Consider the following 16,831-nt stretch of genomic DNA (forward strand, 5'->3'; position numbering starts at 1 on the left):
CTGTGCAAACGACCGGCTTGCGGCGCGGTTCATCGCGCCCGGTTGCATCTCGCCGGGTAGGGCTGCGGCGAAGGCGTTTGCGAACAAAACGGGAAACTGGGATCGTGCCGGTCTCCAGTGTTCTGAGTCGCCCGAAGCCATGGCCGCCTACCTCGACGCCCTGAATCCCAACCAGCGGCGCGCCGTCGAACACGGCGTGGCGGCGGGCGGCGCGCCGGCCGGCGAACCGCTGTTGGTCATCGCCGGCGCAGGCTCGGGCAAGACCAACACCCTGGCCCACCGGGTCGCCCACCTGATCGTCAACGGCGCCGATCCGCGGCGCATCCTGCTGATGACCTTCTCGCGCCGCGCCGCCTACGAGATGACCCGCCGGGTGGAGCGGATCGGCCGCAAGGTGATGGGCGACAAGGCCGCGGTGCTGACCGCGGCCATGGAGTGGGCCGGGACCTTCCACGGCGTCGGTGCGCGGCTGCTGCGCGAGATCGCCGCCCAGATCGGCCTCGATACCAACTTCACGATCCACGACCGCGAGGATGCGGCGGACCTGATGAACCTGGTCCGCCACGAACTCGGCTATTCCAAGCTCGACAGCCGCTTTCCGGCGAAGGCGACCTGCCTTGCGATCTACTCGCGCTGCGTCAACAGCCAGACGCCGCTGGAGGCGGTGCTGCCAGCGGCCTTCCCGTGGTGCGCCGAATGGACGGCGGAGCTGAAGGTCTTGTTCGGCGCCTACGTCGAGGCGAAGCAGCGCCAGAACGTGCTCGATTACGACGACCTGCTGCTCTACTGGGCCCAGGCCATGTCGGAGCCGACCCTGGCGGCCGAGGCCGGCGGGCGCTTCGACCACATCCTGGTCGACGAGTACCAGGACACCAACCGCCTGCAGGCCTCGATCCTGCTCGCCCTGAAGCCCGACGGCCGCGGCCTGACCGTGGTCGGCGACGACGCCCAGTCGATCTACGCCTTCCGCGCCGCGACGGTGCGCAACATCCTCGATTTCCCCGGCCATTTCTCGCCGCCGGCCCAGGTGCTGACGCTCGAGCAGAACTACCGCTCCACCCAGCCGATCCTGATGGCGGCCAATGCGGTGATCGCGCAGGCCTCGGAGCGCTTCACCAAGAACCTCTGGACCGAGCGCAGCTCGGACGCGCCGCCCAGGCTGGTGACGGTGCGCAGCGAGAGCGACCAGGCCCGCTACATCGTCGAGCAGGTGCTGGAGCGGCGCGAGGCGGGCACGGCGCTGAAGCAGCAGGCAGTGCTCTTCCGCACCTCCAGCCACAGCGGCGCGCTGGAGGTGGAGCTGACCCGGCGCAACATCCCCTTCGTGAAGTTCGGCGGCCTGAAGTTCCTCGACGCGGCTCACGTCAAGGACGTGATGGCGATCCTGCGCTTCGTCGAGAACCCACGCGACCGGGTGGTCGGCTTCCGGGTCATGCAGCTGCTGCCGGGCGTCGGCCCGACCTCGGCGCAGCGGGTCATGGACCACATCTCCGCGGCGCCGAGCCCGCTGACCGCCCTGGCCTCGGCGCCGGCCCCGCCGCGGGCCGGCCCGGACTGGCAGGGCTTTCTCGAGCTGATCGCCGACGTCGCCTCGCGCGACCTGGGCTGGCCGGCGGAGCTGGAGCGGGCGCGGGCCTGGTACGAGCCGCACCTGGACCGGATCCACGAAGACGGCGAGGTGCGCCTCGGCGACCTGCTGCAGCTCGAGCAGATCGCCACCGGCTATCCGTCGCGGGAGCGGTTCCTGACCGACCTGACGCTCGATCCGCCGGACGCCACCTCGGACCAGGCGGGCGTCCCCTTGCTCGACGAGGACTATCTGATCCTGTCGACCATCCATTCCGCCAAGGGCCAGGAATGGACCTCGGTGTTCGTCCTGAACGTCGTCGACGGCTGCATGCCCTCGGATCTCGGGACCGGCGCCTCAGCCGAGTTCGAGGAGGAGCGGCGGCTGCTCTACGTGGCCATGACCCGGGCCAAGGACGATTTGCACCTGATGCTGCCGCAGCGCTTCTTCGTCCACGGCCAGCCCAGGTTCGGCGATCGCCACGTCTACGCCTCGCGGACCCGCTTCATCCCGAAGAGCCTGCTGGGCCACTTCGAGAAGACCACCTGGCCGATCGCCGTGCCGACGTCGCCGAGCGAGGAGCCGGCGGCTCCGCGGATCGACGTCGCCGCGCGGCTGAAGAGCATGTGGCAGTGACCTCCGCGTTCCTGGAGACCTGAGCGCGGCTGGAGACTTCTCTACTGCGGCGGCGGCGCGAGGCGCGCCAGCAGCCGCGCGACCGCCTCCGCCGCCTGGTCGAGGTCGTTGGGCGTGACGGCGTCGATGGCGACTTCGCCGAGCGGCGCGCGCGCCTGCTTGCGGCTGGAGCGGCGATAGGCGGGATCATAGTGCTGCGCGATCAGGTCGGCGGCGAGCGCCTCCAGCGCGCCGGCCGCCAGCTGGCTCTGCCAGCTCTCCAATTGCCGTGGGCCGGGATGGCTGGGCAGGCGCTGCAGCAGAGCGATCAACCGCTCCGGGTCGGCGGCGAGCCCGCCGTAGGCCGCCGCCAGATAGCGCGCCCGGGCGGGCGCTGGGGCGGCCAGCACGATCTGCGGCGCGGCCGCCATGGCCTGCCAGACTGTCGGCGGGATGATCCGCTGGCCGACCTTGCTCGACTCCGCCTCAATGACCACCGGCCGGGCGGGGTCCATCGCCTCCAGCGCCGCCAGCAGCCGGCTTTCGAACATCCTCTGCGAAGGCTGCGCCCGCCCGGGCAGGGCGCCGAGCAGCGAGCCGCGGTGTTCCGCGAGCGCCTCGAGGTCCAGCACCTGAACCCCGCGCTGGGCCAGCCGGTGCAGGACTGCGGTCTTCCCGGAGCCGGTGGGGCCGTCGAGCACCACGGCCTGGATGCCGGGCGCGTCTTCGTACAGCCGGGCGGTCACCTCCCGGCGATAGGTGCGGTAGCCGCCGGCCAGCACGGCGGTGCGCCACCCGACTTGAGAGAGGATCAGCGCCATGGCGTTCGAGCGCATCCCGCCCCGCCAGCAGTACAGCAGCGGCCGGAAGCCGCCGGTCTTGTCGGCCAGGGCGGTCTCCAGATGGCGCGCGACGTTGCGGGCGACATAGGCGGCGCCGACACGGCGCGCCTTGAAGCGCGATTCCTGGGCGTAGATCGTTCCGATCTCGGCCCGTTCCGCGTCGTCGAGCACCGGCAGGTTCACCGCGCCTGGCACATGGTCGAGGGCGAACTCGCCGGGACTGCGAACGTCGATGACGAGATCGAACTGCGCCCGGGTCGCCGCGTCCGGGCTGCGCACCACCTCCGGGCTCGTCATCGGACTTGCAGGGGACCGCACATCTTGCCCTGATATACCCCACCTCGGGCCCGGCCTGAACCGGAGGAGACCGTCGATGGACGTCGTCGCCGCAGCCCCGGACGGCCTGACCAGCCTCGCCCATGGCGGCGGGTGCGGCTGCAAGATCGCGCCCTCCGTGCTTCAGCAGATCTTGGCGGCGACGCCGGCCGCCGCGCCGTTCGCGAACCTGCTGGTCGGCACGGAAACCGCGGACGACGCGGCGGTGTGGAAGCTGAACGACGAGCAGGCCCTGGTCGCCACGACCGACTTCTTCATGCCGGTGGTCGACGATCCCTACGACTTCGGACGCATCGCGGCGACCAACGCCTTGTCAGACGTCTACGCCATGGGCGGCCGGCCGATCCTGGCGCTGGCGATCGTCGGCATGCCGGTGAACAAGCTGCCGGTCGAGACGATCCGGGCGATCCTGTCCGGCGGCGCCGCGGTCTGCGCCGAGGCCGGGATCCCGATCGGCGGCGGTCACTCCATCGACAGCGTCGAGCCGATCTACGGCCTCGTCGCACTGGGCCTGGTCCATCCGGACCGGGTGCAGACCAATTGCCGGGCCGAGCCGGGCGACGTGCTGATCCTGGGCAAGGCGCTCGGCGTCGGCATCCTGAGCGCCGCCTTCAAGCAGGGGCGGCTCGACGCGCAGGGCTATGCGGCGCTGATCGCCTCGACCACCCAGCTCAACAGCATCGGCCCGGACCTCGCGGCGTTAGCGGGCGTGCACGCGATGACCGACGTGACCGGCTTCGGCCTGCTGGGGCACGCGCTGGAGATGGCGCGCGGCTCCGGCCTGACGGCGGCGATCGAGGCCGAAGCCCCCGCCGTCCTTCCCGGGGTCGAGGCGCTGGCCCAGGCCGGCGTCCGAACCGGCGCCAGCGGCCGCAACTGGGCGAGCTTTGGCGCGTCGGTGCACGGGGCGGACACCCTGCCGGACTGGCGGCGAGATCTCTTGTGCGACCCGCAGACGAGCGGCGGGCTCCTGCTCGCGGTCCGTCCCGAGGCGTGCGACGCGGCCTTGGGCATGTTTCACGCGCGCGGGTTCGACGCCGCCGCGGTCGGCCGGTTCCGCTCGGGCCCCGGAGAGGTACAGCTCACAAGCCGCAGGTGACGGCGCCGCGCCGCCTTATGGCGCGGGCGCGTCCAGGCCTTCCTCGCGGCGCGCCCGCTGGACCGCCGGGCGCGCCTCGACGCGCTCCATGAAGGCGCGCAGGGAGGGCCAGGGGGTCAGGTCGATCTGGTGGAGGCGGGTCCAGTTGAGGATCACATAGGCGTAGGCGTCGGCGACCGTGAAGCGGTCGCCCGTCAGGTAGGAGCGGTCGGCCAGCTGCCGGTCCATCAGGTCGAACCGCTGGCCGAGCGCCTGGACGATCGCCTCCCGCGCCGCGGGCGTCGGCTGCTTGAACAGCGGCGAGAACCCCTTGTGCAGCTCGGTGGCGATGAAGTTCAGCAGTTCCAGGAAGCGCCAGCGCGACACGCCGTCGGCGGGCGGCCCCAGGTCGGCCCGGGGCGCCAGCGACGCGAGGTACTGCAGGATGACGGCGTTCTCGGTCAGCACCTCGCCGTCGTCGAGCTCGAGCGCCGGCACGCTGCCCTTGGGATTGATCTCCCGATAATCGCGGCCGCCGGCCGATTTGGAGCCGTCAGAGCGGAACTCCACCTTCTCCAGCTGGACGTCGAGCCCGGCCTCGTGGGCGACGATGTGCGGGGCGAGGGAGCAGGCTCCGGGTGCGTAATAGAGCTTCATTTCCATCCTCCAGCGGCTGCCGCGTGGCGGGATGAAGAACGCCTGAAGGCCCGCCGAGGCGCCCCGGCGGGCGTCGGCCGCGGCCCGCCGCCTAGCGCTTGCGGAACCGCTTGGCTTCGGCCGCAAGCTTGGAGACCCAGGCCTCGGGTTCGTTGCTCTCCGGCTGGAAGGGCAGGGTCCCGGCCACGCCGCGCACGGCCAACCACAGCGGGGCGCTGAAATGGCCGAGCACCCGCAGCGGCCGGCGCTTGTCGTCGGTGACATCCCAGCCCTCGGCCTCGAAGGCGGCGGCCTGCACGGCGGGCGCCTTGCACTCGATGTCGTCCCAGCCCGGCGGCCGCTCCACCGCCTCGGCCTCGTCCGCCGTCAGCCCGAACAGGGCGGCGGCGCAGGCGTTGATCTCTGGAAACTCGGCCCGGGCCTCCGGCTCGGCGAAGTCGCGCTTCAGGATCGCCCGGTACTCCAGGTCGTCCACGCCAGGCAGGTCGATCAGGCGCCGCAGCGCGTCAGGCTTGCTCGTCATGCGTCTGGCCTACCGCGGATCGCCCGCGCTGGCGAGGATCGCCTAGGGCTTGGGCTTGAGGTCGGGGCGTGCGGCAAGGAAGGCGGCCCGCTCGGCGGCCGTCAGGACCTTGGCGGGCTTGCGGCGCGACACCTTTGGCGTGGGCGGCGCGTAGACCGTAGTGCTGGCGCCGCCGCGTTGCGGCTCGAAAGGTCTTTTGGGCGGCGGTTTCATCGGCGTCTCCCGACGACCCGCCATGCACACGGATCGCTACCTCTATGGCACATGTCGGAGGGCGGCGGCGGGTTACCTGACCTCGGTCGGGGACCGGCCTGCGCGCCGGATCGTCACGGGCCGCCTGCACGGTTGACCTTGGGCCCGAACCGGCGCGTGAAGGTCCATGGCCAAGGAAACCGTCTACATCGTGCAGTCCTACGTTCGCGGGCGGGGCAGGGGGCTGAAAGCCGAGCAGCAGGTGGGCTGCAAGAACGCCGAGGAGGCGCGTCGCAAGGCCGAGCGGCTGGGGCCGTTGCGCGTCGGCGTCGTCGCCTTCGCCGCGACCGCGGACACCGAGCTCGGCGACTACGACGAGAACCCGGTGATCCTCTTCCGGTCCGGCGAGCTGCCGCACCCGTTCACCGAGGCCTGACCCTGGCGGCCCGCCAACAGGGTTGGCGGGCCGGGGGCAAGCTCAGGCGACCACGCCGGCGGTCTTGAGGGCCTCGATCCGGTCCCACTCGAGGCCCATCTCCAACAGGAAGGTCTCGGTGTGCTCCGACGCCTGGGGCGAGCGTTCGGTCGGGTGGGTGACATGGTCGAACTGCACCGGCGAGCGGACCAGCTTGATCGGCGCGCCGCCGTCGATTGCCTCGACCTCGACGATCATGTCGTTCGCCAGCGCCTGCTCGTCCGTCGTCAGATCCAGCAGGCTCTGGAACGGCGCCCATTGGCACTTTGAGGTCTTCAGGTGCTGCCGCCAGTAGGCGAACGGCTGCTTGCTGAAGGCGATCACCAACAGGGCGCTGGCTTCGGCCCAGTTGGTCATCAGCGCCTCGGCGGTGGCGAAGCGCGGATCGTCGGCGGCTTCCGGGACGCCCAGGTGCTGGAAGATGTCGCGGATGTACGGCCCCGGCGTGAGGGTGTTGAGCACGATCGTGCCGCCGTCCGCCGTGCGGTAGGAGCCCAGGAAGGGATTTCCCGGCGAGGCGCCCGACGACGGCATGCGGTTGCGGCCGACGACGCCGGTTTCGGTGGCCTGGGAGATCGCCGCGCCGGCGGCCCACCAGCCGGTGCTCAGCAGCGAGACGTCGAGCTCGACCGCCTGGCCGGTCTGCGCCCGGTGAAACAGCGCCGCCGAGATTCCGCCGGCGATGTTCATGCCGCCGATGCTGTCGCCGAACGCCGGAATGCCCTGCGACAGGGGACCCTCCAGCTCGGCCGGCGACATCGACAGGCCGACGCCGCTGCGGGTCCAGAAGGCGGTGTTGTCGAAGCCGCCGACCTCGCGCTCCGGCCCCTTGTCGCCGTAGGCGCTGCCGCGGGCGTAGATGATGTTCGGGTTGGCCGCGCGGATGTGCTCGACGTCGAACCTGTGCTTCTGCCGCGCCGCCGGCAGGTAGTTGGTCAGGAAGACGTCGGCGGTCTTGGCGATCTCGTACAGCAGCGCCTGGCCGTCCGCCGTCGAGAGATCGAGACCGACGCTGCGTTTGCCGCGGTTCGGATGCTCGATCAGCGTGTGGCGCAGCGGATCGACCTTCTGGCCGCCCAGGTTGACGAAGCCGCGCTGGGTGTCGCCGCGCACCGGGTGCTCGATCTTGATCACGTCCGCGCCCCACTCGGCCAGCACGGCGCCGGCGGCGGGCACGAAGGTGAACTGGGCCACCTCGAGAATCCGCACGCCCTTCATCACCTGGGTCATCTGCCTGTCCTCACCAAGTTTCCTGTGTCTTCGGATCGCCCGTCAGGGACGCCGCGCCTCAAGCACGATCTGCGGCGCGTTCAGGTCGGCAGGCAGGTGGGTTAGCAGGCGAATGAAATCGGCGACGGACTGGAAGCTGCTGACCGGCCGGGCGCGGAGATCCAGACCGCGCTTGGCGTTCTCCTCGGCGAACCGGCGCAGCACCTCGAGGTCGTCGCTCGGCGACTTGGAGTCCTCGTCGGTCATCTGGCCGGCGCGGACCATGTTCACCCGCACGCCCTCGGGCTCCAGCTCTGCGCGGAGCGCCTCGGTGAAGCGCTCCAGCCCCGCCTTGCTGCTCTGGTAGAGCGAGAACATGGCGTGGGGCAGGGCGACGGTCTCGCTGCTGATGTTGATGATCTGCCCGCCTGGCCGCATCAGCGGGATGGCGGCGCGCGCGCAGTAGATCGGCCCGGCGAAATTCGTCGTCAGCGCGGCCTCGATCTGGGCGTCCGTGGCGTCCTTGACGAAGGTCGGCTGGTAGATCGCCGCATTGTTGATCAGCACGTCGAGGCGACCGTGCCGCTCAGCGATCTCGACGAAGGCGGCTCGCACTGAAGCCGAGCTGCCGACGTCGCACACGATCGCCTGGGCCGTGGTCCCCAACTCGGCCGCGACGGCCTCCAGCCGGGCGCCGGTGCGGCCCAGCAGGATCACTGTGTCGCCGTCCTCAGCAAAACGGCGGGCCAGCGCGCGGCCCAAGCCCGACCCGGCGCCCGTGATCGCAACGCACCGTCCATTCGCCATGCTCGTCCTCCCGCGCTCTTATTAGATAGTAGACGCTATCTAGATGTGATGTTATCAACTGATAACCTGGCCTTGTCCAGTCGCCAATCCGAAGTTGGTCGCCGCATGGAAACCATTGAAGAACCGACCAAGGGCGACGCCGCGGCTACGCGGGCGAGAATTCTCGCTGCGGCGAAACAGGTGTTTTCGAAGCGAGGCTATTCCGAATGCGGGATACGAGACATCGCCGGCGAGCTCGACCTCTCGTCCACCATCCTGTTGCGCTACTTCGGCAGCAAGGCGGGCCTGTTCGAAGCGGCACTGCGCGACGCCCTGCGCTCCGAGCCGGTGTTTCCGCCGCGCGACCAGTACGGGGCGTTCATCGCTGGCCGACTGACGGATCCGAACCACGACATGAATCCGCACGCGATGTGCGTGCTCGCGACCGCGCACGAGGAGGCCCGCGAGATCGCCGCGCGCGTGCTGCAGGAGCTTGCGGTCGTCCCGATGGCGGCCTGGCTGGGCGCGCCGGACGGCGAGGCGCGGGCGCGGCAGGTCCTGGCGCTGTGCAGCGGCTTCGTTCTCTACACCTTCCAGCTCACCGTCGTGCCGGACAGCGGCGGCCCGGATTCAAGCATGGCGACCTGGCTGGCCGAGAGCGTCCAGGCGATCGTCGACGGCGCATGAGCCGGCGGGTCGGCGGTTGGGCGCTCCGGCGTTAAGCGCGGTCGAGGAGGCGCCCCCATGGCTCAATCGAACCCACGCGCATCTGGAGCACATCGCACGGCTGGCCGGCCGCATTCCCGAGGCGCGGCTGATCGTCAATCATCTGGCGCCGATCGCCGACTTCGGGGAGCCGAAAGCGCCGGAAAACGAGCTCTGGGCGGCCTGGCGGCGCGGCCTCGAGGCGCTGGCGCCGCACGCCAACGTTCATATGAAGCTCGGCGGCTTGGCCAATCCATTCATGGCCCACTCGCTGCCGGCGTTCCGCGGTCTGCGCGAGCGGCCGACGCCGCCGACCTCGGAGGAGCTGGCGGCGCTTTATCGGCCGATGGTCAGCCAGGCGATCGACACGCTCGGGCCGTCGCGCTGCATGTTCGAGAGCAACTTCCCGGTCGACAAGCGCTGCATGTCTTATCGGGTGCTGTGGAACGCCTTCAAATGTCTGGCGCGCCCCTATTCGGAGGACGAGCGCCGCGCCTTGCTGATGGGGACCGCGGTCCAGGCCTACCGGCTGCAAGGGCTTCCGCCCTAGGCCCCGCCGAGTCGGATCTCACAGAAAAACCAGGAGGAAACCGTGACCGAGGACGAAGGCAGACGCGCCGCCATAGTGCTGTTTGAGAGCTGGAAATCCAAGGCGATCGACGACATCGGCGCCGAGAAAAGCGCCGACTTCTGCACGGAGATCGCCGAGCTCTCGATGGACAATGTGTTCGCCAAGCTCTGGGTCCGCGAGGGTCTCGATCTTCGCGCCCGCAGCCTGGTCACGCTCGGCATCCTGATCGCGCTGCACGCGCACGACGAGCTCAAGGTGCACTTCCCGATCGCGCTGAAGAACGGCTGCACGCTCAAGGAGCTCGAGGAGGTGATCTACCACTCGACCGCCTACGCCGGGTTCCCGGCGGCGAACGTCGCGCGCCGGGCGGCGCTCGAGACGCTGCGCGACGAGAACCTGATCAGCTGATCGCGCCATGGCGGCGCGCGCCGCCTGAGAGACTGCCGGGAAGGAAGCAAGGAAAGTCGCCATGTCGGATACTGCAGCCCACGCCGGATCGGCCCTGCCGATCCCCGCCCACGTCCCGCCCGAGCTGATCGTCGACTTCGACGTGATGCTCGGGCCGACCACGCTCGACGATCCCTACGCGCCGGCGTGGGAGGTGTTCGAGCAATGCCCGCCGGTGTTCTACGCTCCGGCCCGGCAGGCGGGCGCCCGCTGGCCCGGCGCCTGGATCTGCACCCGCTACGAGGACGTCCGCGAGGTCTTCCAGAACACCGACCGCTATTCCTCCGAGGCGATCTTCCCGTTCCTGACCATGATCGGCGAGACGTTCCGGGCGCTGCCGCCGCAGGCTGACCCGCCCGAGCATGACAAGTACCGCATCCTGCTGAACCCCTGGTTCTCGCCCAAGGCGGTGGCCCAGATCGACGCCAACATCCAGGCGGTGGTGGCGGAGCTGATCGACGGCTTCGCCGGCAAGGGCGAATGCGACGTCGCCCATGACTTCGGTCGGATCTACCCGGTCCGGGTCTTCATGCGGCTGATGGGCTTCCCCGAGGCGCGGTTCGAGGATTTTCTGTCCTGGGGCTACGCCATGCTCCACGACATGACCGATCTCGAGCAGATGAAGTGGGGCGCCAAGAGCGGCCTCGCCTACCTGCGCAGCTTCGTCGCCGAGATGCGCGAGACGCCCGGCGACAACCTGACCAGCCGGATCGTGCACGGGGAGGTGGAGGGCCGCCCGCTGACCGAAGACGAGATCATGGGCATCGTCTTCTTCCTCTGGATCGGCGGGCTCGACACCGTGGCGGCGACCAGCGCGCTGATGTTCCGCCAGCTGGCCCTGGATCCGGAGCTGCAGCAAAGGCTGCGGGACCAGCCCGAGGCCCACGCCGATGCGGTCGAAGAGTTCCTGCGCATGAACCCGACCGTGAACTCGGCGCGCATGGCCAAGGTGGACCACGAGCTTCACGGCGTGCAGATCCGCAAGGGCGAGATGGTTCAGTGCCTGGTCGCCACGGCCAATTACGATCCGACCGAGTTCGAGGACGCGCGCAGCTTCCGGCTGGATCGCACGTCGAACCGCCACCTGACCTTCATCGCCGGCCCGCACCGCTGCCTGGGCTCGAACCTGGCGCGGCGCGAACTGCGCATCGCGCTCGGCGAGTTCCTGCGGCGGGTCCCGCCGTTCACGATGAAGCCCGGCGCCGATCGCACCGTCGTCCCCGGCCTGGTCGCCATGAAGCGTCTGCCGCTGGTGTGGGACGTGGAGGCCGGCGAATGAAGCGCCTCGCCGGCGGCGGCGGGACCGGCGTCGTCGCTCAGGGCAGCGCGCGGCGCATCGCGGCTGACATGATCTGTTCGCGCGGACTGACCGTCACCGTGTAAGCGCCCGCCGGCGCCGGCTCGCTGAACGCAGCCTTGCCGGCGCCATCGAGGTCGAGCCAGGCGAGCCCCTGCTCCAGCGTCAGGATCGCCGGCGTTCGGTCATGGATCGGCGCGAGGTCGGGGCAGCCCGGGCCGGTGATGAAACAAAAGGACGTGAGCCCGTCGGCCATGTCGCTGGGGCTGGATTGATCCCATAGGCCGGCGAAGTAGCGAATCTCGCCGCCTGGCCAGGTGATCTCGTGCCGCGTTTTCGGCCGCCCCTTCTTCCAGCCCGGCGGCTCGGCGTACTCGATGAAGCTCGTGGTCGGGATCAGGGCGCGCCGCCGCTTGTAGGCTTCCCGGAAGGTCGGGGAGGTGTCGACGGTTTCGAGCGGGGCGTTGGTGGACATCATCTTCCACGACCGAACGTCGCCCTTGTGGAAATAGGGAACCATCCACCAGCGGACGTCGGCGCCCTCGAGCCCCGCGCGGGGGATTTCCGGATCGATCGGCCGGATCATCGTGGCGCGGTCGGTCGGCTTGATCGGTTCGTCGATCGGCCGGGGCGAGGCCGTGTCCGTCCACCGGAGCGGAATCTCCAGCTGCGCAAATTGGGTGGCGACGGCGTCGCGCGCGGCGTTGCAGCGGTATTCGTTACTCATCAGCTCACTCTCAGCCGCCCGGGGCGGCGGACCATCGCAGAATTCCCGCGCACCCGGAAATGTCGGCGCCCGACGGGGTGTCCGAAGATAAGTCGTCAAGACGGCGACCAAACCCAGCGTTCCGCGTTGCCTCCGCTCAGACCGCGCAAAGGTCGGATGTTGGTGTGTGATGGCGATGGCGAATTCCCAGGCGAATGGCGGCCTCAAGGCCGGCGCGGGTGGCGAGACCCACCAGACCGCGTCGGCGCCCGAGGCGCGGCTCACAACGAACCACGGCGCGCCGATCAGCGACGATCAGAACTCGCTAAAGGCCGGGCCGCGCGGTCCCTCGCTGCTCGAGGACTTCGTTCTTCGCGAGAAGATCCAGCATTTCGACCACGAGCGGATTCCGGAACGCATCGTCCATGCGCGCGGGTCGGCGGCGCACGGCTATTTCGAGCTCACCAAATCCCTCGCCCAGTATACGCGGGCCAAGGTGCTGACCGAGGTGGGCAAGCGCACCGAGGTGTTCACGCGCTTCTCCACCGTCGCCGGCGGCGCCGGCTCGGTGGACACCCCGCGCGACGTTCGCGGCTTCGCGGTGAAGCTCTACACGGTGGAGGGCAACTGGGACCTGGTCGGCAACAACATCCCGGTCTTCTTCATCCAGGACGCGATCAAGTTCCCCGACCTGATTCACGCCGTGAAGATGGAGGCCGACCGCGGCTATCCGCAGGCGGCGAGCGCCCATGACACGTTCTGGGACTTCATCGGCCTGATGCCGGAGAGCACCCACATGATCATGTGGGCGATGTCCGACCGGGCGATCCCGCGCTCCTTCCGGATGATGGAGGGCTTTGGGGTCAACACCTTCCGGCTGCTGAACGACAAGGACGAGGCAACCTTCGTCAAGTTCCACTGGCGGCCGGCGCTGGGGACCCAGTCCACCTGCTGGGACGAGGCGGTCAAGATCGCCGGCGCCGATCCGGATTATCACCGCCGCGACCTGCACGAAGCGATCGCCAGCGGCGCCTTCCCCGAGTGGGATTTCGGCGTCCAGCTGCTCAGCCAGGCCGAGGCCGACGCCCTGCCGTTCGACATCCTCGACGCCACGAAGCTGATCCCCGAGGAGCTCCATCCGATCCAGGTGATTGGCCGGATGGTGCTGGACCGCAACCCGGACAACTTCTTCGCCGAGACCGAACAGGCCGCCTTCCTGCCGACCAACGTGCCGCCGGGCATCGATTTTTCGGAGGACCCGCTGCTGCAGGGCCGGCTGTTCTCCTACCAGGACACCCAGCTCTCGCGACTGGGCACGGTCAACTTCCACCAGCTGCCGATCAACCGGGCCAAGGGCTGCCCCTTCCAGAACCTGCAGCGCGACGGCCACATGCAGATGCAGGTCCCCAAAGGCCGCGCGAACTACGAGCCCAACAGCCTGGCCGAGGCCGGCGAGGCGGGCGGCCCGCGCGAAGATCCGAAGGGCGGCTTCCGGACTGCGCCGGCCGCCACCGCAGCGACCAAGGTCCGGCTGCGCGCGGAGACCTTCGCCGACCACTACAGCCAAGCCCGGCTGTTCTATCGCTCGCAGACCGCGATCGAGCAGGCGCACCTGGCCAGCGCCCTGGTCTTTGAGCTGTCCAAGTGCAGCTTCGAGCACGTTCGTACGCGCATCCTGGCCAACCTGCAGAACGTCGACCCGGACCTCGCCGCCCGCGTCGCGTCGGGCTTGAATGCGACCCTGCCCGCAGCGTCCGAACCGGCGGTCAAGCCAATGGACATGGAGCCCTCGCCCGCCCTCCGCATCGTCGGCAAATATCCGGAGAGCCTGAAAGGGCGCTCGGTCGGCGTCCTGGTCACCGACGGCGCGGACGGCAGCGCCGTGACGGCGATCCGTAAAGCCACCGAAGCCGAAGGCGCCAGCGTCAAGATCGTCGCCCCGAAGATCGGCGCCGTGAAGCTGAAGGGCGGCAGCGCGCTGGCGGTCGACGGCCAGCTGGCGGGCACGCCCTCGGTGATCTTCGACGCCGTCGCCGTGGTGGTGTCGGAGGAGGGCTGCGCGCAACTTCTCGCGGACAGCGCCGCCATCGACTTCGTGCAAAACGCCTACGTCCACCTCAAGGCGATCGGCTTCACAGCCGCGGCTCAGCCGCTGTTGGACAAGGCCAATGTCGTCGCCGACGAGGGGGTGGTCAGTCTCGAGCGCGGACCGGAGGCCTTCCTGCCGCCGGCGCGCACCCGGCAATGGAGCCGCGAGCCCAAGGTCAGGACCTTGGCCTGACCGGCCAGGCTGGTTTCAGGAGCGGCGGGCGGCGCTTCGACGCGATTAGCGCCGCTCAGCGACTGGGAACTTCCGCCATGATGGCCGCCATGGCCTCGTGCGCTGGAGCCTTGTCGCGGCGGAAGGCGCCGCTTTCGAGGATCAGATGCAGCGCCGCCCGCGCGCGGCTGACCCGGCTTTTCACCGTGCCGACGGCGACGCCCGCGACCTCGGCCGCTTCCTCGTAGGAGAACCCGCCGGCCCCGACCATCACCAGAACCTCGCGTTGCGTATCCGGCAGCATCAAGAGCGCCTGCCTGACGTCGTCCAACGCCAGCGTGGACTCCGGATCATCGACGGCGATCAGCGTGCGTTCGGCGACCTCCGGATCCAACTGCGATCCGCGCCACGACCGCCGCTTCTCCGAATAGAACTGGTTGCGCAGGATCATGAAGAGCCACGCCTTCATGTTGGTGCCCAGCTGATAGCTGTCGCGGTTCTTGAGCGCCTTGGAGAGCGCGTCCTGCGCGAGGTCGTCGGCTTGCGCGGCGTCGCCGCACAACGACCGCGCAAACGCCCGCATGTGCGGAATGAGGGCGATGAGGTCCCGCTCGAAGTCGGGGGCGAGCGGCTGGGCGTCGGGCTGTTGGGTCAAGTCTTAGAGATGGGGGCGAAGGTGGGCGATTACGAGGCCGTCGGGAGCAGTTCGCAGCGGTCGCGGTTTCACACCCGGCTCGGCCATTGACCGGGCTGGACCGGGCCACGCCGCCGGATCGCCTCGATCGGCAGGCGGCTCGAGATCCGCTCTTCGGCGAAGGTGATCTCGTCGGCGGCCAGCACGTAGAGCTGTTCGCCGACGCCGGCGACGCCCCCGTCGGTCATCACGACATAGGCCAGGGCCGCGTCGCCGCAGCGCATCATGCCGTCGACCAGGGTGCCGATCGTCTCGCCGTCGGGGCCCGTCAGCTTGGCGCCGGCGATCGATCCCAGGGCCATCAGGGTCGGGGCGCGCGAGGCGGCGCTGCGGGCCTCGGCGGCTTTACCGCCCGCCTCGTAGCGCGCCTTGCGGCCCAGCCAGCGCCAGACCCCGACGCCGTTGACCAGGGTCAGAAAGCCGTTGGTCCAGAGCAGGTTCTGCTGGCCCGTCGAGAGCGCGATCGCGCACCAGCCGAGCGACCCGAGGGTGAAGACGACGAATCCCCAGCCGGTGACCCGGGCGCCGAGATTGGCGGCGGTCATCATGGCGGCGATCATGGTCGCCGCCGGGGCCGCCCAGGCCACAATGCTGTTCATTCGCCAGGTCTCCTCATGTGAGCCGCGCCGTCCCCGGGCGCCACGAGCTTGGAACTCGCCCGGCGACCAAGCGCTCCTTCGGCCTGGAGGGCACATGCGCTGGCCGGAGCAGAATTGTGACGTGCTGATTGTGGGCGCCGGACCGGCGGGCCTGACCGCGGCGGTTTATCTCGCGCGATATCGGCGGCGCGTCCTGGTCGTTCATGACGAGGCGAGCCGCGCGGCGCGTATACCGCTGACGCGCAATGTGCCCGGCTTCCCCGGCGGAGTCGCCGGGCCGGAGTTGCTGCAGCGGATGCGCGACCAGGCGCAGCTCTACGGCGCCGAGATCCGCCGCGACCGCATCCAAGCGCTGCGCCAGGACCGAGGCTTCCAGGCGCTCGGGGACGAGGGGACCTATCGCGCGCGCTCGGTGATCCTGGCGACCGGCATTGCTCTGAACGAGATCGACCTGCCGGTGGCGGTCCACGAGGAGGCGCTTCGGTTGGCGTGCCTGCGCTACTGCCCGATCTGCGACGGCTTCGAGGCCACCCGCAAGGCGGTGGCGGTGCTGGGGAGCAGCACCCATGGCGCGCGCGAAGCCCTCTTCCTGCGGGAATATACCGACCGGGTGACGCTTCTCGCCCGGGAGGCGTGCGAGCTCTCGGACGCCCAGCGTGGCGAACTGGCCGCCGCCGGCGTCCAAGTGCGCGATGCGCCGGTGGTGGACGTCCGACCGGCCGCGACCGGAATGCAGGTGATCCTGGCGGACGACACCCGGCTCAGCTTCGACGTGCTCTATCCGGCGTTGGGGTGCGAACCCCGCTCGGAGCTGGCGGCGCAACTGGGGATGGGGCTCTCCGACGCCGGTTGCATACCGACCGACGCTGGCCAGGCGCTTGCGCTGCCGGGGCTCTACGCCGCCGGCGACGTGGTCGACGCGCTGGATCAGATCAGCGTCGCGATCGGCCACGGCGCGATCGCCGCCACCCACGCGCACAACTGGCTGCGCGAGCAGGACGGCCGCATGCTGCAGACGGCGTGAGCGACGCCGGGCAGACGTCCGCTTAGAACAACCCGGCGCGTTGGGCGATCACCACAGCAGCGATGACCAGGATCAAAGCCTGGATGATCTGTCCAAAGGGCGACGGCAGCGGAAGCTTCTGCACCGCCCAGGCGAAGAGGGCGGCCACAACCAAGACGACGATAGCGAAGACCAATATGGACATGGGGGTTCCTTCAGCGGCTCGGCCGCGGTGCGCAGCTAAAGCGTACGCATGGCTGGAGCGTTCC

At 69.6% G+C, this 16,831-nt stretch carries 19 protein-coding genes; 9 read left to right on the plus strand and 10 right to left on the minus strand.

The window, feature by feature from the left end; translation table 11 throughout:
- The first annotated feature begins 139 nt into the window (after positions 1 to 139).
- A complete protein-coding gene (locus ACSQ14_RS21120) occupies positions 140 to 2,203 on the plus strand; it encodes an ATP-dependent helicase (RefSeq protein WP_436016215.1) in 2,064 nt (687 codons plus the stop codon).
- Between the two features lie 41 nt (positions 2,204 to 2,244).
- Here ACSQ14_RS21120 and mnmH read toward each other — a convergent pair whose 3' ends face one another.
- On the minus strand, positions 2,245 to 3,321 hold the full coding sequence (mnmH, locus tag ACSQ14_RS21125; RefSeq protein WP_436016216.1) for a tRNA 2-selenouridine(34) synthase MnmH: 1,077 nt from the start codon (positions 3,319 to 3,321) through the stop codon (positions 2,245 to 2,247).
- A gap of 76 nt (positions 3,322 to 3,397) precedes the next feature.
- Here mnmH and selD point away from each other — a divergent pair, with 76 nt between their 5' ends.
- Entirely contained in the window at positions 3,398 to 4,459 is a 1,062-nt protein-coding gene (gene selD, locus ACSQ14_RS21130) for a selenide, water dikinase SelD (RefSeq protein ID WP_436016217.1), read from the plus strand.
- A gap of 15 nt (positions 4,460 to 4,474) precedes the next feature.
- Here the strand turns inward: selD and gstA are convergent, their stop codons facing one another.
- From gstA to ACSQ14_RS21145, 3 genes are all read right to left on the minus strand, one after another.
- Positions 4,475 to 5,095 carry a glutathione transferase GstA gene (gene gstA, locus ACSQ14_RS21135; RefSeq protein ID WP_436016218.1) on the minus strand — a complete coding sequence of 207 codons (621 nt, stop codon included), beginning with the start codon at positions 5,093 to 5,095 and terminating at the stop codon, positions 4,475 to 4,477.
- Between the two features lie 91 nt (positions 5,096 to 5,186).
- Positions 5,187 to 5,618 (minus strand): hypothetical protein, encoded by a 432-nt coding sequence (locus ACSQ14_RS21140; RefSeq protein ID WP_436016219.1) that lies wholly within the window; start codon positions 5,616 to 5,618, stop codon positions 5,187 to 5,189.
- Positions 5,619 to 5,660: 42 nt separating this feature from the next.
- Positions 5,661 to 5,831: a hypothetical protein gene (locus tag ACSQ14_RS21145; protein ID WP_436016220.1), complete on the minus strand. Its 171-nt coding sequence runs from the start codon at positions 5,829 to 5,831 to the stop codon at positions 5,661 to 5,663.
- Between the two features lie 166 nt (positions 5,832 to 5,997).
- Between ACSQ14_RS21145 and ACSQ14_RS21150 the strand changes: the two genes are divergently transcribed.
- Positions 5,998 to 6,246, plus strand: coding sequence for a hypothetical protein (locus ACSQ14_RS21150; protein ID WP_436016221.1), 249 nt, complete (start codon positions 5,998 to 6,000; stop codon positions 6,244 to 6,246).
- A 42-nt stretch (positions 6,247 to 6,288) separates the two neighbouring features.
- Here ACSQ14_RS21150 and ACSQ14_RS21155 read toward each other — a convergent pair whose 3' ends face one another.
- Together ACSQ14_RS21155 and ACSQ14_RS21160 are read right to left on the minus strand one after the other, a co-directional pair.
- On the minus strand, positions 6,289 to 7,515 hold the full coding sequence (locus tag ACSQ14_RS21155; RefSeq protein WP_436016222.1) for a CaiB/BaiF CoA transferase family protein: 1,227 nt from the start codon (positions 7,513 to 7,515) through the stop codon (positions 6,289 to 6,291).
- 42 nt (positions 7,516 to 7,557) lie between these two features.
- The gene (locus ACSQ14_RS21160; RefSeq protein WP_436016223.1) at positions 7,558 to 8,301 is read right to left on the minus strand and encodes an SDR family oxidoreductase; all 744 of its coding nucleotides are present in this window, start codon (positions 8,299 to 8,301) and stop codon (positions 7,558 to 7,560) included.
- Between the two features lie 105 nt (positions 8,302 to 8,406).
- Here ACSQ14_RS21160 and ACSQ14_RS21165 point away from each other — a divergent pair, with 105 nt between their 5' ends.
- From ACSQ14_RS21165 to ACSQ14_RS21180, 4 genes are all read left to right on the plus strand, one after another.
- Positions 8,407 to 8,967, plus strand: coding sequence for a TetR/AcrR family transcriptional regulator (locus ACSQ14_RS21165; RefSeq protein WP_436016224.1), 561 nt, complete (start codon positions 8,407 to 8,409; stop codon positions 8,965 to 8,967).
- A 16-nt stretch (positions 8,968 to 8,983) separates the two neighbouring features.
- Positions 8,984 to 9,535, plus strand: a complete 552-nt coding sequence (locus ACSQ14_RS21170; protein WP_436016225.1) for an amidohydrolase family protein — start codon at positions 8,984 to 8,986, stop codon at positions 9,533 to 9,535.
- A 42-nt stretch (positions 9,536 to 9,577) separates the two neighbouring features.
- Positions 9,578 to 9,964: a carboxymuconolactone decarboxylase family protein gene (locus ACSQ14_RS21175; protein ID WP_436016226.1), complete on the plus strand. Its 387-nt coding sequence runs from the start codon at positions 9,578 to 9,580 to the stop codon at positions 9,962 to 9,964.
- A 61-nt stretch (positions 9,965 to 10,025) separates the two neighbouring features.
- A complete protein-coding gene (locus ACSQ14_RS21180) occupies positions 10,026 to 11,282 on the plus strand; it encodes a cytochrome P450 (protein WP_436016227.1) in 1,257 nt (418 codons plus the stop codon).
- A 37-nt stretch (positions 11,283 to 11,319) separates the two neighbouring features.
- Here ACSQ14_RS21180 and ACSQ14_RS21185 read toward each other — a convergent pair whose 3' ends face one another.
- Positions 11,320 to 12,027: an SOS response-associated peptidase gene (locus tag ACSQ14_RS21185; RefSeq protein ID WP_436016228.1), complete on the minus strand. Its 708-nt coding sequence runs from the start codon at positions 12,025 to 12,027 to the stop codon at positions 11,320 to 11,322.
- Between the two features lie 175 nt (positions 12,028 to 12,202).
- Here ACSQ14_RS21185 and ACSQ14_RS21190 point away from each other — a divergent pair, with 175 nt between their 5' ends.
- Entirely contained in the window at positions 12,203 to 14,287 is a 2,085-nt protein-coding gene (locus tag ACSQ14_RS21190) for a catalase (RefSeq protein ID WP_436017592.1), read from the plus strand.
- Between the two features lie 55 nt (positions 14,288 to 14,342).
- Here ACSQ14_RS21190 and ACSQ14_RS21195 read toward each other — a convergent pair whose 3' ends face one another.
- Both ACSQ14_RS21195 and ACSQ14_RS21200 read right to left on the minus strand, forming a co-directional pair.
- Positions 14,343 to 14,921, minus strand: a complete 579-nt coding sequence (locus ACSQ14_RS21195) for a sigma-70 family RNA polymerase sigma factor (RefSeq protein WP_436016229.1) — start codon at positions 14,919 to 14,921, stop codon at positions 14,343 to 14,345.
- A 68-nt stretch (positions 14,922 to 14,989) separates the two neighbouring features.
- Positions 14,990 to 15,559 (minus strand): hypothetical protein, encoded by a 570-nt coding sequence (locus tag ACSQ14_RS21200; protein WP_436016230.1) that lies wholly within the window; start codon positions 15,557 to 15,559, stop codon positions 14,990 to 14,992.
- A gap of 121 nt (positions 15,560 to 15,680) precedes the next feature.
- On the opposite strand from ACSQ14_RS21200, the gene ACSQ14_RS21205 reads away from it, so the two are divergent.
- Complete coding sequence (locus tag ACSQ14_RS21205; protein ID WP_436016231.1) at positions 15,681 to 16,583, plus strand: NAD(P)/FAD-dependent oxidoreductase; 903 nt, start codon at positions 15,681 to 15,683, stop codon at positions 16,581 to 16,583.
- A gap of 22 nt (positions 16,584 to 16,605) precedes the next feature.
- Here the strand turns inward: ACSQ14_RS21205 and ACSQ14_RS21210 are convergent, their stop codons facing one another.
- Complete coding sequence (locus ACSQ14_RS21210) at positions 16,606 to 16,767, minus strand: hypothetical protein (RefSeq protein WP_436016232.1); 162 nt, start codon at positions 16,765 to 16,767, stop codon at positions 16,606 to 16,608.
- Positions 16,768 to 16,831: the final 64 nt, after the last annotated feature.

The organism is Phenylobacterium sp. LjRoot219 (assembly GCF_964252995.1).
Taxonomy (GTDB): Bacteria; Pseudomonadota; Alphaproteobacteria; order Caulobacterales; family Caulobacteraceae; genus Phenylobacterium.